14 protein-coding genes and 1 pseudogene are annotated in these 13,298 nt (G+C 63.8%); 5 read left to right on the top strand and 10 right to left on the bottom strand.

From position 1 onward, the window contains the following. Together GPA25_RS15040 and GPA25_RS15045 are read left to right on the top strand one after the other, a co-directional pair. Positions 1-1,295 (top strand): annotated as a pseudogene (locus GPA25_RS15040) (hypothetical protein); the annotation flags it as partial. Positions 1,296-1,437: 142 nt separating this feature from the next. After that, a complete protein-coding gene (locus GPA25_RS15045; RefSeq protein WP_169261234.1) occupies positions 1,438-2,235 on the top strand; it encodes a symmetrical bis(5'-nucleosyl)-tetraphosphatase in 798 nt (265 codons plus the stop codon). Between the two features lie 53 nt (positions 2,236-2,288). Here GPA25_RS15045 and GPA25_RS15050 read toward each other — a convergent pair whose 3' ends face one another. Together GPA25_RS15050 and GPA25_RS15055 are read right to left on the bottom strand one after the other, a co-directional pair. Continuing rightward, the gene (locus GPA25_RS15050) at positions 2,289-3,005 is read right to left on the bottom strand and encodes a lysophospholipid acyltransferase family protein (RefSeq protein ID WP_169261235.1); all 717 of its coding nucleotides are present in this window, start codon (positions 3,003-3,005) and stop codon (positions 2,289-2,291) included. Between the two features lie 95 nt (positions 3,006-3,100). Further along, positions 3,101-3,859 carry a GNAT family N-acetyltransferase gene (locus GPA25_RS15055; protein ID WP_169261236.1) on the bottom strand — a complete coding sequence of 253 codons (759 nt, stop codon included), beginning with the start codon at positions 3,857-3,859 and terminating at the stop codon, positions 3,101-3,103. A gap of 124 nt (positions 3,860-3,983) precedes the next feature. On the opposite strand from GPA25_RS15055, the gene GPA25_RS15060 reads away from it, so the two are divergent. Beyond that, positions 3,984-4,394 carry an HIT family protein gene (locus GPA25_RS15060; protein ID WP_169261237.1) on the top strand — a complete coding sequence of 137 codons (411 nt, stop codon included), beginning with the start codon at positions 3,984-3,986 and terminating at the stop codon, positions 4,392-4,394. A 146-nt stretch (positions 4,395-4,540) separates the two neighbouring features. Further along, a complete protein-coding gene (locus GPA25_RS15065; protein ID WP_169261238.1) occupies positions 4,541-5,476 on the top strand; it encodes a carbohydrate kinase family protein in 936 nt (311 codons plus the stop codon). Positions 5,477-5,616: 140 nt separating this feature from the next. On the opposite strand, the gene GPA25_RS15070 is transcribed toward GPA25_RS15065, so the two are convergent. The 8 genes from GPA25_RS15070 to GPA25_RS15105 are packed head-to-tail and all read right to left on the bottom strand — an operon-like array spanning position 5,617 to position 11,742. Further along, a complete protein-coding gene (locus GPA25_RS15070; protein ID WP_169261239.1) occupies positions 5,617-6,009 on the bottom strand; it encodes a diacylglycerol kinase in 393 nt (130 codons plus the stop codon). 23 nt (positions 6,010-6,032) lie between these two features. After that, positions 6,033-7,280, bottom strand: a complete 1,248-nt coding sequence (locus GPA25_RS15075; RefSeq protein ID WP_169261287.1) for a DUF3426 domain-containing protein — start codon at positions 7,278-7,280, stop codon at positions 6,033-6,035. Next, on the bottom strand, positions 7,280-8,188 hold the full coding sequence (gene prmA, locus GPA25_RS15080) for a 50S ribosomal protein L11 methyltransferase (RefSeq protein WP_169261240.1): 909 nt from the start codon (positions 8,186-8,188) through the stop codon (positions 7,280-7,282). Before prmA ends, GPA25_RS15075 begins: the two co-directional genes overlap by 1 nt. A gap of 23 nt (positions 8,189-8,211) precedes the next feature. Next, positions 8,212-9,573: an acetyl-CoA carboxylase biotin carboxylase subunit gene (gene accC / locus GPA25_RS15085; protein WP_169261241.1), complete on the bottom strand. Its 1,362-nt coding sequence runs from the start codon at positions 9,571-9,573 to the stop codon at positions 8,212-8,214. An 8-nt stretch (positions 9,574-9,581) separates the two neighbouring features. Next, positions 9,582-10,022, bottom strand: a complete 441-nt coding sequence (accB, locus tag GPA25_RS15090; protein ID WP_169261242.1) for an acetyl-CoA carboxylase biotin carboxyl carrier protein — start codon at positions 10,020-10,022, stop codon at positions 9,582-9,584. 53 nt (positions 10,023-10,075) lie between these two features. Continuing rightward, the gene (gene aroQ / locus GPA25_RS15095; protein WP_169261243.1) at positions 10,076-10,567 is read right to left on the bottom strand and encodes a type II 3-dehydroquinate dehydratase; all 492 of its coding nucleotides are present in this window, start codon (positions 10,565-10,567) and stop codon (positions 10,076-10,078) included. A 57-nt stretch (positions 10,568-10,624) separates the two neighbouring features. Further along, positions 10,625-11,200 (bottom strand): TlpA family protein disulfide reductase, encoded by a 576-nt coding sequence (locus GPA25_RS15100; protein WP_343034949.1) that lies wholly within the window; start codon positions 11,198-11,200, stop codon positions 10,625-10,627. Continuing rightward, a complete protein-coding gene (locus tag GPA25_RS15105; RefSeq protein ID WP_211163143.1) occupies positions 11,197-11,742 on the bottom strand; it encodes a hypothetical protein in 546 nt (181 codons plus the stop codon). Before GPA25_RS15105 ends, GPA25_RS15100 begins: the two co-directional genes overlap by 4 nt. A gap of 165 nt (positions 11,743-11,907) precedes the next feature. Here GPA25_RS15105 and mpl point away from each other — a divergent pair, with 165 nt between their 5' ends. Further along, a complete protein-coding gene (gene mpl / locus GPA25_RS15110; protein ID WP_169261245.1) occupies positions 11,908-13,263 on the top strand; it encodes a UDP-N-acetylmuramate:L-alanyl-gamma-D-glutamyl-meso-diaminopimelate ligase in 1,356 nt (451 codons plus the stop codon). Positions 13,264-13,298 lie beyond the last annotated feature (35 nt).

Raw genomic sequence — 13,298 nt, forward strand, 5'->3', positions numbered from 1 at the left:
AGATCACGGCGGGTTCGGATTTTGATCGCTCGAGTCTGACGGGGCTGGGTCTGAGCGGCACGGGCGACACCCTCTTCCTCAAACTGGGCGATCCGTCCAATCAATTGACGCTCAAGGGCGTGTGGCAACTCCGCGGAGGACTATCGACAGAGGCGGGAAGCTACTTCGCCTTTGAAAGCGAAGGGAGCGTTTTGCTGTTTCAGGGGGCCGCCAACAGGGTGAAGCTGGCCAATGGGAGTGCGTCATTCACCGGCGTCGGGACGGATGACACCGTGACCCTGACTGCACCGACGCTCAATGATCTGGCGGGGGTGGTGGCAGACGGTGGTGCGGGGTCGGATGTACTGACGTTTGATGGTTCGAATGCGTACACGACGGAGCAGCTTCGATTGTCCGGGGGCGAGGGGGCGGACACGATTCTGGCGGCGACGCGGGATGGTCAGTACGCCGGGGCATTGCGGGTCGAGGGTGGGGGCGGCGACGACCTGATCGAGGTGGGGCATGTCGAGGGTTCGCGCAGCGCGGATTCGGGGCTGTTCGGCGGGGATGGCTCGGACCGGATCGTGGTTCGGGCGACGCTGGCGGATGTGGGGGTCTTCGGCAACGGCGCGTTCGGGATTGATGGTGGGGTGGGAGACGACATCATCGAGTTGGCGGGGCGGCAGTTCAATCTGCGTGGTGATGCGATCAATACGGTCGATGGGGGATCGGGTTTCGACACGCTCGTGTGGAATGCGCGCTATGACTTGAATCGTTCGACGAACCAGACGGGGGTTGATGCGACGAATCCGGCGTATGCGCAGGAAATCGGCGTGCGCAGCATCGAGATGCTCGACGTGGCGGCCAGCGGGGTGGTTGGGCGCACGATTGCCTTATCCGCGAGTGATGTTCGGGAGATCACGGCGGGTTCGGATTTTGATCGCTCGAGTCTGACGGGGCTGGGTCTGAGCGGCACGGGCGACACCCTCTTCCTCAAACTGGGCGATCCGTCCAATCAATTGACGCTCAAGGGCGTGTGGCAGTATCTAGGTTCGATCGAGACTTTCGATGAAAGCTACTTGGCGTACATTCAGGATGGAGAAGTGTTGCTGGTGGAAGGAGGGAGCTTGGCCTGGAATGCAAGCGGGAGCGATAGTTCGACTCCGCTAGCCATGACTGATATTACTGAAACTGCAGATCAATCTGGGTCAGACGCACTTCTGTTCGAAAATGATTCAGAAACGACACTCCTGAGTCTCTCATCGCAGCCGCCCGATCTATACGTATCGGACTCGTTGCGTCTTGCAGATATGTGAGATCGGATAGACGATTCATAATCCGCCGATCCAAGATAGTTGTCGCACCCAGCGGGGGCATCCTAGGCGACAAAAATTATCTATTTCCGATTTTCTTTCGCATCGACGTGCATATTGGCGGCGATGCGCTACGTAGTGACTAATGGCGATATACGCGATAGGTGACATCCAGGGCTGTTACTCCGTGCTGCTGCGGCTGCTGGAGCGGATTGCGTTCGACCCGGCGGTCGACCGGCTGTGGGCGGTCGGCGACTTGGTGAATCGCGGGCCGGAGTCGGTGCAGACGCTGCGGTTTCTGCGTGATCTGGGTGATGCTGCGACGGTGGTGCTCGGCAATCACGATCTTTACCTATTGATGGTTGCGGCGGGGCATAAGCGTCTGGATGATGACGACACGCTGTTCCAGGTGCTCGAGGCGCCGGACCGTGATGTCTTGCTCGCCTGGGTGGCCAGTCGTCCGCTGATGCATGTCGAAGGGGATTACGCGATGCTGCATGCGGGTCTGCTGCCTCGCTGGACGATTGGCAAGGCGCAGGAACTGGCGAACGAAGTGAGCGCGGCGCTGAACGGCCCGGACTCGAAAAAGCTGCTGCTGCATCTCGGTGGCAATCAACCCGAGAGCTGGTCGGAAAACCTGACTGGCTGGGATCGGTATCGAGTTGTCGTCAATGCATTGACCCGCATGCGGTTCTGCACCGCCGATGGCCGCATGGCGCTGCGAGCCAAGGGACCGCCGGCGCAGGCCCCGGCGGATACGATGCCGTGGTTCATGGTGCCGGACCGTTTCAACCGTACCCACACGATTGTTTGCGGCCACTGGTCCGCGCTGGGCTTCTATCGCATGCCGGGCTTGATCGCGCTTGACTCGGGTTGCGTGTGGGGCGGAAAGCTCACCGCGGTGCGGCTGGAGGATGGCGAGGTGTTCCAGGTTCAGGCCTAGGCCGGGTTGGAAAGTCGCCAGAAAAAGCGCCCGACTGATCTGTAGGCGCGGCGTCAGCCGCAAACGGGGACTTCGTTGGTTCTCTCGTTGTCCGGGCGTTCCCGGTCGTCGATGCTCTGGATGATCCACACGCGTGCGGCCTCCGCCAGTTCGCGCCGACGCGTGTCGCGCGTATCCAGCGGAGTGTTCGCATGGAGGCGCGCGACGAGTCGCGGTTCCGCGACAATGTGCGCGAGGCACTGCCCCAGGCTGATGTCCCCGTCGTAGGCGGGGGCGCGGCTGCGTGCTCCGTCCGGGGTGTGGTAGGAGATCGCGACCGGCTGGACCGGGTGGCCGGATTCAATCGCGGGCTGCAGCAGCGCGGCGTGAAAATGCAGGACGTGGCTGCCGTCGGAGGTCGTGCCTTCCGGGAAGATCGCGACGGTTCCGCCGGCGTCGAGCAGCGTGCCGATTTCCGCATTGATGATCTTCGCATGTCCGCGGCTGCCACGACGCAGGAACACGGTTTCGTTCTTCTCTGCGAGCCAGCCGGCGAGCGGCCAGTTGCGGACTTCGGCTTTCGACACGAAGGCGGATGGGGCAAGCGCATTGACGACGAAAATGTCGAGCCAGGAGATGTGATTGGCGACAATCATGCAGCCTGGCTGGAGGGGCTCTCCGGTAGCGTGAAGTTCGATTCCGAGCAGTGCGAGCAGCTGACGCGACCAGCGTTGGCGCAGTTTGCGGCGCGTGCCCTGCTGAATGAGCGGATGGGCCAGGGCGATGAGCATGGCCTGCGCGATGTGCAGGGCGAGGCGCAGGTAACGCCAGCAGCGGACGATCCGTCCGGTCTGCGGGCTGGTTTGGGAGATGGGGGCTGCCGGTTTCAGTCTTTGCGTCCCATGAAATGTCTGGCGTAGCGGCCGTCGACCTGGTTCATCTGGAGCAGGATCGGCAGATCCGCGGTATTGAAGTCCGGATCCCAGGCCGGTTCTCCGCAGATCCACGCGCCGGCGCGCAGGTAGCCCTTGATCAGCGGTGGCGCCTCGCCCGGCAGGTCGTTGCGCAGGCGCTCAAGCGGCAGCGGGCAGCGCGGAAACACGCGGTATTCGAGCGGCGAGGCGTGGACATCCTTGAGACGATTGTACAGGCTCGCGGCGCCATGTCCGCCATCGGCCATGCTGACCGAGGCGCAGCCGATCAGGTAGTCGTAGGCGTTCTCCTGCATGTAACGGGCGAGGCCCGACCACAGCAGCGCGATGACGGCACCACTGCGGTAGTCGGCGTCGATGCACGATCGGCCAATTTCGACGATGCGGCTGCGCAGGTGGTGCAGACGCGTCAGATCGAACTCGTTCTCGGAATAGTAACCACCGACCTTGCGCGCCGCGGAGGGCGAAAGGATGCGATAGGTGCCGACGATGCGCCCCTCGGCCTCGTCGCGCACGATCAGGTGTTCGCAAAACGGGTCGTAGATGTCGCGGTCCACACCGGGGCTGCGGCTCGGCAGGCGCGCGCCCAATTCTTCGGCAAACACGCGGTAGCGCAGTTTCTGTGCTTCGAGGATTTCGCTTTCACAGGTGGCTAGCCCGACGTGCAGGCTGTGTCCTTTGCGCGGGGCGGTTTGCGGCTGTTTCTGGAGCATGGTGCGCGTCCTCTTCTGGTGTTGTTCGCGCCATTCTCGAAACAGTGCGTTGCGACGGCATGACGCCGCCGTTACGATGCCGTGACGGGGGTGAGAACAAGCCCCGCATGCTCAAGGAGAGGATATGGATAACTGTGTTTTTTGCCGCATCGTGAATGGTGAGCTGCCCGCCTCGAAGGTGTACGAGGATGCGTCGACAGTGGTTTTCATGGATCTGCAGTCGGTGAACCCCGGCCACATGCTGGTGGTCGTCAAGCCGCATTGCGCCAACATTTATGAACTCGACGACGATCTTGCCGGTGCGGTATTCCGTACTGCGGCCCGCATGGCGCGCGCAGTCAAGGCGGTTTACGGCTGTGAAGGCGTGACGCTCTTCCAGGCGAACGAGAAGGCGGGCGCCCAGACGGTGTTCCACTTCCACATCCATGTTTTGCCGCGCTGGGAAGGCGACGGCCTTGAACTGGCATGGCCGGCAAAAAATCCATCGCGCGAGGCACTGGAAGCGATGGCGGAGAAACTGCGCGCGGCCTTGTAGCGCCGGCACACCTCTTGTAGGAGCGGCTTCAGCCGCGAACACCTTTGCCACGGCCCGTTCGCGGCTGAAGCCGCTCCTGCGGTATGGGGCGGCGTTGCGGCCCCGCAGCCTATAATGACGGGCTATTTCTTCGACAAGGGCTCCTCATGTCCATCCTCGTCTGCGGCTCTGTCGCCTACGACACGATCATGGTATTTCATGATCATTTCAAGCGTCACATCCTCCCCGAGCAGATCCACATCCTGAACGTGTCCTTCCTCGTTCCCGACATGCGGCGCGAGTATGGCGGCTGCGCCGGGAACATTGCATACAACCTCAAGCTGCTCGGCGCCGATCCCCTGATCATGGCGACGGTGGGCGATGACGCGGAGCCGTATCGCCAGCGCCTGCACAAACTCGGTCTGCGGCAGGATCACGTGCGCCATGTCCCCGATACCTTCACCGCGCAGGCCTTCATAACCACCGATCTGGACGACAACCAGATCACCGCCTTCCATCCCGGAGCGATGAGTCATTCCCACCTCAACCGGGTGCAGGATGCATCGGGCGTCAGGCTGGGCATCGTCTCGCCCGATGGCCGCGAGGGCATGCTCGATCACGTCGCGCAGTTTGCCGAAGCGGGCGTCCCGTTCGTGTTCGATCCGGGGCAGGGGATGCCGCTGTTCTCGGGTGAGGAGCTGCTGCACTGCCTGAAACTGGCCAGTTATTGCACGGTCAATGACTACGAGGCGAAGTTGTTGTGCGAAAGGACCGGCCGCTCGCTGGCGCAACTGGCGGACGAGGTCGATGCGTTGGTCGTCACGCTCGGACCGGAGGGTTCGTTGATATACGCGGATGGTGGGTGCATCGAGATCCCGTGCGTTAAGGCGGATGAGCTTGTCGATCCGACGGGGTGCGGGGATGCGCACCGGGCGGGGCTGCTTTTCGGCATTGCCAATGGTTACGACTGGACGCGTACCGGACGCCTGGCTTCGCTGATGGGATCGATCAAGATTGCGAGCCGCGGTGGACAGAATCACGCGCCCGGACGCGAGGAAATCGGGGCCCGCTTTGTGGCGGCATTTGGAGAAGCGTTATGGTGAATCGTGCAGGAACCCGCAGGCCGGCCGGTGCGGTGGCCGCGGCGTGTATAGCACGGAGCTAGGGCGGCGGCTCGGCGGATGGGATGCGGGGCTGTCGTTTGACGGCAGCCCCGGCGTGAGAGACGACGCCTGTCCGGCGATCAGCCGAAGAGCACCAGCCCCCACACCATCGCAAGGTTGATCAGTGCGAGCAGAACTGCCGCACTGCCAATGTCCTTGGCCCGTTTCGCCAGCAGATGATGTTCGAGCGACACGCGATCGACGGTCGCTTCGATGGCGGAGTTGATCAATTCCACGATCAGGACCAATAACACGCTACCGATCAGCATTGCCTTCCCGATTGCGCTCGTGGGCATGAACAGCGCCACGGGGATCAGGATGGCGGCAAGGATGCATTCCTGACGAAAGGCGTCCTCGTGCTTGAGCGCTGCGCGCAGGCCTTCAAGCGAGTAGCGCAGCGCATTCAGAACGCGCATCAGCCCTGTTTTGCCCTTGAACGGGCTTTCGTGAGTTTCGTGGGTGGGGCGTTCCATGGCCTTTGGTGCGACGTGATTGTTCAGGGATAGAAGACGTAGATGCGGTAACCGGCTGCGTCGAGACCGGGGGCCTCGAAAGGCAGTGTGACCGCGATGTCGCGTCCCGCATCGAAGCCGCCCTCGATGTCGGCGCCGGGCGTCCAGTCCTGCGGCGTCAGCACGCGCCGCGCCAAGGGGCGATCGCGTGCGTCGGTGAGGGTAAGCTCCAGGTGCGGGTAGGCTTGCGGATGCGGGGCACGATTGCGGATCGTGGCGTTGAGCAGGAAGCGCCCGGGCTTGCCGGGTTCGGCCTGCAGATCGGAGGCCTCGACACTGATTGCACCGGCAACGCGCGGCAGGGCGACGCTACAGTTCAAGGCCTGGCATGCGGCGACCAGCGCTGGACGCAATGCCGGCCAGTCGCGGGCGATCTCCGCGCGGAACAGGTAAATAGACTGGGCGGCCAGCGTACCCGCGAGAACACCGATTCCCAGGCCCGACAGCCAGCGCCGCCCGGGAGGAGCGGCGGCGGGGCCGTACGTCTCGTCCAGATGCGAAAAATCCGGTTCTGCGGCTTGCCGCGTACCGGATTCCGCCTCCTTCTCGTTTTCGATTTCGCTGGCGGGCGGGATGAACGCTGCGTCACCCGACGAGACCGGCGCGCTCGCAACGCCTGGTGCCTGCGGGAAGGGCAACTCCGTTTCCGGCTCGGCCGAAAGCCCGGCTTCCGGTTCCGCCGAAGATGTCGCGTTGATCTGATCTCGGGTCGGGGATGCAACGAAGGGTTCAGTGCCATCGCTGCCGATGTGGCTCCACGGTTCGATCTCTACGAATGGTGTCGCCGCTGCGTCCGGCGTCTGGTCGTGTGGTGCCGAGGATTCGAACGTGAACGAGGGCGCTTCGTAAGTGTCCGGTTCGACACGTGTGCTGGCCGCCTGTCCTGCGGGATTGCGCGGCGCGACGAGCGCGTCCGGAATCTCGAAGTCGAGCTGATCCGAAAAGCTGTCCTCGGTCTTGTCCTCGAGCACGAAGAAGCTGTCGAGCCGATCGGGGGCCTCTGCGCTCGCGGTGGGTGGGACAGGTTGTGCCGTCGGCGACACTTGTACTTGTGCGGGCGTCGCGGGAATGGCTGACGGCGCGGCTCGCGTGGGAGGGGGCTCCTCCTGCAGATGTTCCAGCGCGTTGAAGGCGTTAAGGCAGTTGCCGCAACGGACCTGCCCCAGGTGCGCACGCAACTGCTCGGGGCGTACCCGGAATACCGTGTGGCAAGCCGGGCAGCGGGCGAACATCAGGCGACGCCGACTTGATCCGCCAAGCGGATGCCTTCGAGTCGCGCCCAGCCTTCGTGGATGGCGCCGACGCGCAGCGACACATACGGGGCATAGGCGGCGATTACCTGTTCCGTCTGGGTTTCGAGCACCCCGGAAAGCGCGATGCGCCCTCCCGGCGCTACCCGCGCCGTAAGCAAGGGGGCCAGTACGCACAGCGGATTGGTCAGAATATTGGCGACCACGACGTCGAAACGCGCTTCGAGGGGCTTGCCCGAATGCTGCAGGCGGACCGTCACGGCATTGCGCTCGGCGTTGTCGCGGGCGGCCTCGAGCGCCTTGTCGTCGATGTCCACGCCGAGCACGTCGCCCGCGCCCAGGCGCGCGGCGGCGATGCCGAGAATGCCGGAGCCGCAGCCGTAGTCGAGCACCGTCGCGCCGGGCGTTACCGCATCACACAGCCACTGCAGACACAGCCGTGTAGTGGGGTGCGAGCCGGTGCCGAAGGCCATGCCGGGGTCGAGTTCGATGTTGATTGCCGACGGATCGGGTGCGGTGTGCCATGAGGGCACGATCCACAGCCGGTCGGTGATGTGGATCGGGTCGAACTGGCTTTGCGTGAGCTGTACCCAGTTCTGTTCCGCAACTTCTTCCAACGTGAAGGGTGGAACGCCGTCGAAGCCTGCGTCGGCCGCTGCGCGGGCGAGCGCGACGGCGAGATCCGCATTGGCGTCGAAGAGCGCGATGACGCGGCTGTGATCCCACAGCCCGACCGGATGATGGCCGGGTTCGCCGAACTGCGGTTTCTCGGCGTCGGTGCCGGCATCGGCATCCTCGATGCTGATCGACAGCGCACCGGCGTCCATCAGCGCGTCCGATAGTGCTTCAGCCTTCTTTGCTTCCGCCTGCAGCGTTACCGAGATCCACATGATCAGCGTGTTCCGGGCGGGCGTCAGGTTTTCTTGACTTCGTTGCGGTCGGCCAGCTTGTGCTCCAGGTAATGGATGCTGGTGCCGCCCTCGACGAAACGCGCGTCGAGCATCAGTTCCTGATGCAGCGCCACGTTGGTCTTGATGCCCTCGACCGCCATCTCCGACAGCGCGATGCGCATGCGGCGGATCGCCTGTTCGCGGGTGTCGCCATAGGCGATCAGCTTGCCGATCATCGAATCGTAATGCGACGGGATCGTGTAGCCGTTGTAGACGTGCGAATCGACACGGATGCCGGGGCCGCCGGGCATGTGCCAGTTGGTGATCTTGCCCGGGCAGGGCGTGAACTTGAACGGATCCTCGGCATTGATGCGGCATTCGATCGCATGACCGCGGAATTCGATGTCGCGCTGGCGGAACCACAGCTTTTCACCCGCCGCGATGCGGATCTGCGCCTGCACGATGTCGATGCCGGTGATGAGTTCGGTGACCGGGTGTTCGACCTGCACGCGGGTGTTCATCTCGATGAAGTAGAACTCGCCGTTTTCGTACAGGAACTCGAAAGTGCCGGCGCCGCGGTAGCCGATCGTGCGGCAGGCTTCCGCGCAGCGTTCGCCGACTTTGGCGATGGCCTTGCGGTCGATGCCGGGGGCGGGCGCCTCCTCGATCACCTTCTGGTGGCGGCGCTGCATCGAGCAGTCGCGCTCGCCGAGGTAGACGGCGTTGCCATGTTCGTCGGCCAGCACCTGAATCTCGACATGGCGCGGGTTCTCGAGGAACTTTTCCATGTATACGACGGGGTTGCCGAACGCGGCTTGGGCTTCCGCGCGGGTTGTCGCGACGGCGTTGAGCAGCGCCGCCTCGGTATGCACCACGCGCATTCCGCGCCCGCCGCCACCGCCCGCCGCCTTGATGATGATCGGGTAGCCGACGGCACGCGCGATCTTGACGATCTCCTTCGGGTCTTCCGGCAGGGCACCTTCAGAACCGGGTACGCAGGGGACGGACGCAGCCTTCATCGCATCCTTGGCGCAGACCTTGTCTCCCATCAGACGGATGGTGTCGGCGCGCGGTCCGATGAAGACAAACCCGGACTGTTCGACCCGCTCGGCGAAGTCGGCGTTTTCCGACAGGAAGCCGTAGCCGGGGTGGATGGCCTCGGCGTCGGTCACTTCAGCGGCCGAAATGATTGCCGGGACGTTCAGGTAGCTCAGTGCCGACGGAGCCGGGCCGATGCACACCGATTCATCGGCGAGCTTGACGTACTTCGCCTCGGTATCGGCAACGGAGTGGACGGCCACCGTGCGGATGCCCAGCTCGCGGCATGCGCGCAGCACGCGGAGGGCGATTTCCCCGCGGTTTGCGATCAGGATCTTTTCAAACATGGGGCGGCTTAGGCGATGATGAACAGCGGCTGGCCGTACTCGACCGGCTGACCGTTCTCGACCAGGATCGCCTTGATCGTGCCGGTGAACTCCGACTCGATCTCGTTCATCAGTTTCATCGCTTCGATAATGCACAGGCGGTCGCCCGCGGTGATGCTCTGGCCGACGTCGACCAGCGGCTTCGCGCCCGGGGCGGATGCGCGGTAGAACGTGCCGACCATCGGGGACTTCACCACTTGGCCGTCCGGCAGTGCGTCGGCGGCAGGTGCCACGACGACGGCTGCCGGGGCGGGCGCGGCGGCCGGCGCATGAGTGACGTAGGCGGGGGCAGTCGGTGCAGCGACGTGCTTGGCGATACGTACCTTTTCTTCGCCTTCGGTCACTTCCAGTTCGGAAATACCCGATTCCTGGACGAGGTCGATCAGTTTCTTCAGCTTGCGCAGATCCATGTTGTTCTCCGGGCATGACGGCGCCTCATGAGGGCCGTCAGGGGGTGTTGTTGTCAGGTATTTCGCAGTTGCGTCAGGGCGAATTCGAGTGCGGCCATGTAGCCGTAGGCGCCCAGCCCGCAGATCACGCCGGTGGCGCGATCGGAAAAATAGGAGTGATGCCGGAATGCTTCCCTGGCGTGAACGTTCGACAGGTGCACTTCCACGTAGGGAATCTCGACCGCGGCCAGCGCATCGCGCAGCGCGACGCTGGTATGCGTGTAGCCTGCCGGGTTGATGATGATGTAGTCCGCACCTTCGACGGCGGCGGCTTGAACCCGGTCGATCAATTGGCCTTCGTGATTGCTCTGGAAGGACTCGACGACAACTCCATCGGCGCGCGCGCGCGCTTCCATTGCGGAATGGATGTCTGCGAGCGTGGTGCGACCGTAAACGTCCGGTTCGCGAGTGCCGAGAAGATTCAGGTTCGGGCCGTGCAGGACCAGGATACGGGTCTGCGGAGGAGGCGTCGACTCGGATGTTTTGCTGCGTTTTGAGCGCGTCATGTCGGCAAGTTTGCCGTAATTCGCTGCATTTTGTCCAGTGGCGCGACTGGGGGCGGCTCAGGGCTCGGCAAGGAGTGCGCGGATTTTGCCCTCTAGTTCGACTTCGTTCAAGGTACCGAGCTTGATTAATTGAAGTCCGCCACGCCGATCGAAAATGGCGGTAAAGGGCAGCGCCTGCGCAGTGTTTCCCAGCGGGGTGGTGAGTTCCAGCGTTTGTAGCGGCGCGATCAGCAGCGGGTAGGGCACCTTCAGCTCATCGGCGAATTTGCGCACATTATCCGGTTTGTCGATGCTTATGCCGACAAATTGCACCGCGGCCCCCGAAAAGCGCTCGCTGACCCGGGCGAAATCCGGAATTTCCCGCAGACAGGGGGGGCACCAGGTCGCCCAGAAGTTCACGACCAGAACCTTGCCGCGCCACTGTTCGAGTGCCTGGAGCCCGCCGTTGCTGTCCGGCAGGGTTAGTGCAAGGATCGGGGCTCCCGCGTTACGTGCCGCATAAGGCTGTCCACTAGTGCTCGAACTGGCGTTGCGCTGCGCAAGATAGCCCGCGGAGGCGGCAAGCGCGGCGACGGCGACGATCAGGGTATTGCGGATCCACGGGCGCATGCGGTGGCTGGCGGCGGCGCTCAACGGATCACCTGCTTCGCATCCGCTTCACTGTCGGCAAGCAGCGCCTCGACGGCGGCCAGGCGCGCGCGCTCGCCATGGCGGCGCCCGGCACGTTCTGCGCGGGTGTGATAGAGCGATAGGCGTATCGGCACCTGCCCCCAGTCAAAGCTCAGGATCGCTTCCGGTGCATTCGGGGCGGGGCGGCGCGGTTCGCGATGTTCGTAGGCGATGCCGTGATTGAGGAAGAAGATCTCGACTTCCTTGGCACTTTCCGGGAATAGTTCGATATCGACCTCGGTATACCGTCCCGCAGTGCCGTCTAACGCTCCGCCCGTCAGGTAAGGTCGGAACTCTTCCAGCAGGCGCATCACCTCGACTGCGGCACGGCGCATTTCGAGCAGGCGCTCGGGCTGTTCTTCGTCCTGGTAGAGCGCCTGCCAGGCGCGCAGTTCGGCCTCGATCTCGGCGTTGTTGGGGAGCGCGTCGGAGTCCGATGCGCCCAGTTGACGCGCCGCCTTGCGCTTGGCAAAGCCGAAATCGCTGATGCCGTCCTCGGCCATCATGCGGGCCGCCGCTACGGCAATTTCACGCCGCAGGTTTCCGGATCTGGAGGGAGGCACGCGGAAAGTCATGGTCGCGAGTCCGGCTGACGGTCGATGTAGAATGCCGCCCATTCTACACGGACCGATTGCAGGCACATTGCAACGGTCCGGCATCCCGGAGTTTTCATGCACATCCACATACTTGGAATTTGCGGCACCTTCATGGGGGGCGTTGCGCTGCTCGCGCGCTCGGCCGGCCATAAGGTGACCGGCTGCGACGCCAATGTCTATCCGCCGATGAGTACGCAATTGGAGGCTCAGGGCATCGTCCTGACCGAGGGCTACGACGCGGCCCAGATCGATCTCGCGCCGGATGTGTTCGTGGTCGGCAATGCGATTTCGCGCGGCAACCCCTTGCTGGAAGTGATTCTGGAGCGGGGGCTGCCCTATATGTCCGGGCCGCAATGGCTCGCTGAGCATGTGCTGCAGGGGCGCTGGGTGCTCGCCGTGGCGGGAACGCACGGCAAGACCACGACGACGTCGATGCTGGCGTGGATTCTGGAAGATGCGGGCTTGACCCCGGGCTTTCTGGTCGGCGGCGTGCCCGGCAACTTCGGCGTGTCGGCGCGGCTGACCGACTCGCCGTTCTTCGTCATCGAGGCGGATGAGTACGACACCGCATTCTGTGACAAGCGCTCGAAGTTCGTTCATTACCGGCCGCGCACTGCGATCCTGAACAACCTCGAATTCGATCATGCGGACATCTTTGCCGATCTGGCGGCGATCGAGACGCAATTCCACCATCTGGTACGTACGATTCCCGCATCCGGGCGCATCGTCGCCAATGCCTCCGAGGACAGCCTGAAGCGCGTGCTGGCGCGCGGCTGCTGGTCGGAACTTGAATGGTTCGGCGATGTTGCGGATTGGTCCGTTGGATCGGGCGCGGATGAGGCGGAGGCGGTATTCCGGTTGCGCGGCGAGGAGCTCGGGCGCGTGAGGATGCCGATGTCCGGCAGTCACAACCGCAACAACGCCCTGGCCGCGATCGCTGCGGCGCGCCACGTGGGGGTAACGCCGGCGCAGTCGATTGCGAGCCTCGCGCGCTTCGAGGGCATCAAGCGTCGCATGGAAGTGCGCGGCATGGTCGATGGCGTCACGGTCTATGACGACTTCGCGCATCACCCCACGGCGATTGCGCTGACGGTCGAGGGGCTGCGGCGGCGCGAATCGACCGGACGCATTCTGGCGGTGCTTGAACCGCGTTCGAATACGATGAAGCTAGGCGTGATGAAGGATCGCCTGCCGCAAAGCCTGGCCTTGGCCGATCAGGTTTTCTGCTACGCAAGCGGTCTGGGGTGGGATGCTGCCGGCGCCCTCGCGCCGCTCGGCGAGCGCGCTGCGACCTACGAAGAGCTCGATGGCCTGGTCGCGGCCGTGGTGGCCGCAGCGCGGCCCGGCGATCACGTGCTGGTGATGAGCAACGGCGGTTTTGGCGGAGTGCACGAGAAACTGCTGGCGGCGCTGCGTCGGCGTGCTGCATGACGTGATGCCGCAGGGCTGACGCCCCGCGCACGCGG

Origin of the sequence: Aromatoleum diolicum (assembly GCF_012910955.1) — a bacterium.
GTDB classification, from domain to species: domain Bacteria; phylum Pseudomonadota; class Gammaproteobacteria; order Burkholderiales; family Rhodocyclaceae; genus Aromatoleum; species Aromatoleum diolicum.

Bases quoted from the DNA above. Each gene is read 5' to 3' on its own strand.
- GPA25_RS15045 (WP_169261234.1), top strand. From the start codon at position 1,438: ATGGCGATATACGCGATAGGTGACATCCAGGGCTGTTACTCCGTGCTG.
- GPA25_RS15050 (WP_169261235.1), bottom strand. From the start codon at position 3,005: ATGCTCATCGCCCTGGCCCATCCGCTCATTCAGCAGGGCACGCGCCGC.
- GPA25_RS15055 (WP_169261236.1), bottom strand. From the start codon at position 3,859: ATGCTCCAGAAACAGCCGCAAACCGCCCCGCGCAAAGGACACAGCCTG.
- GPA25_RS15060 (WP_169261237.1), top strand. From the start codon at position 3,984: ATGGATAACTGTGTTTTTTGCCGCATCGTGAATGGTGAGCTGCCCGCC.
- GPA25_RS15065 (WP_169261238.1), top strand. From the start codon at position 4,541: ATGTCCATCCTCGTCTGCGGCTCTGTCGCCTACGACACGATCATGGTA.
- GPA25_RS15070 (WP_169261239.1), bottom strand. From the start codon at position 6,009: ATGGAACGCCCCACCCACGAAACTCACGAAAGCCCGTTCAAGGGCAAA.
- GPA25_RS15075 (WP_169261287.1), bottom strand. From the start codon at position 7,280: ATGTTCGCCCGCTGCCCGGCTTGCCACACGGTATTCCGGGTACGCCCC.
- prmA (WP_169261240.1), bottom strand. From the start codon at position 8,188: ATGTGGATCTCGGTAACGCTGCAGGCGGAAGCAAAGAAGGCTGAAGCA.
- accC (WP_169261241.1), bottom strand. From the start codon at position 9,573: ATGTTTGAAAAGATCCTGATCGCAAACCGCGGGGAAATCGCCCTCCGC.
- accB (WP_169261242.1), bottom strand. From the start codon at position 10,022: ATGGATCTGCGCAAGCTGAAGAAACTGATCGACCTCGTCCAGGAATCG.
- aroQ (WP_169261243.1), bottom strand. From the start codon at position 10,567: ATGACGCGCTCAAAACGCAGCAAAACATCCGAGTCGACGCCTCCTCCG.
- GPA25_RS15105 (WP_211163143.1), bottom strand. From the start codon at position 11,742: ATGATGGCCGAGGACGGCATCAGCGATTTCGGCTTTGCCAAGCGCAAG.
- mpl (WP_169261245.1), top strand. From the start codon at position 11,908: ATGCACATCCACATACTTGGAATTTGCGGCACCTTCATGGGGGGCGTT.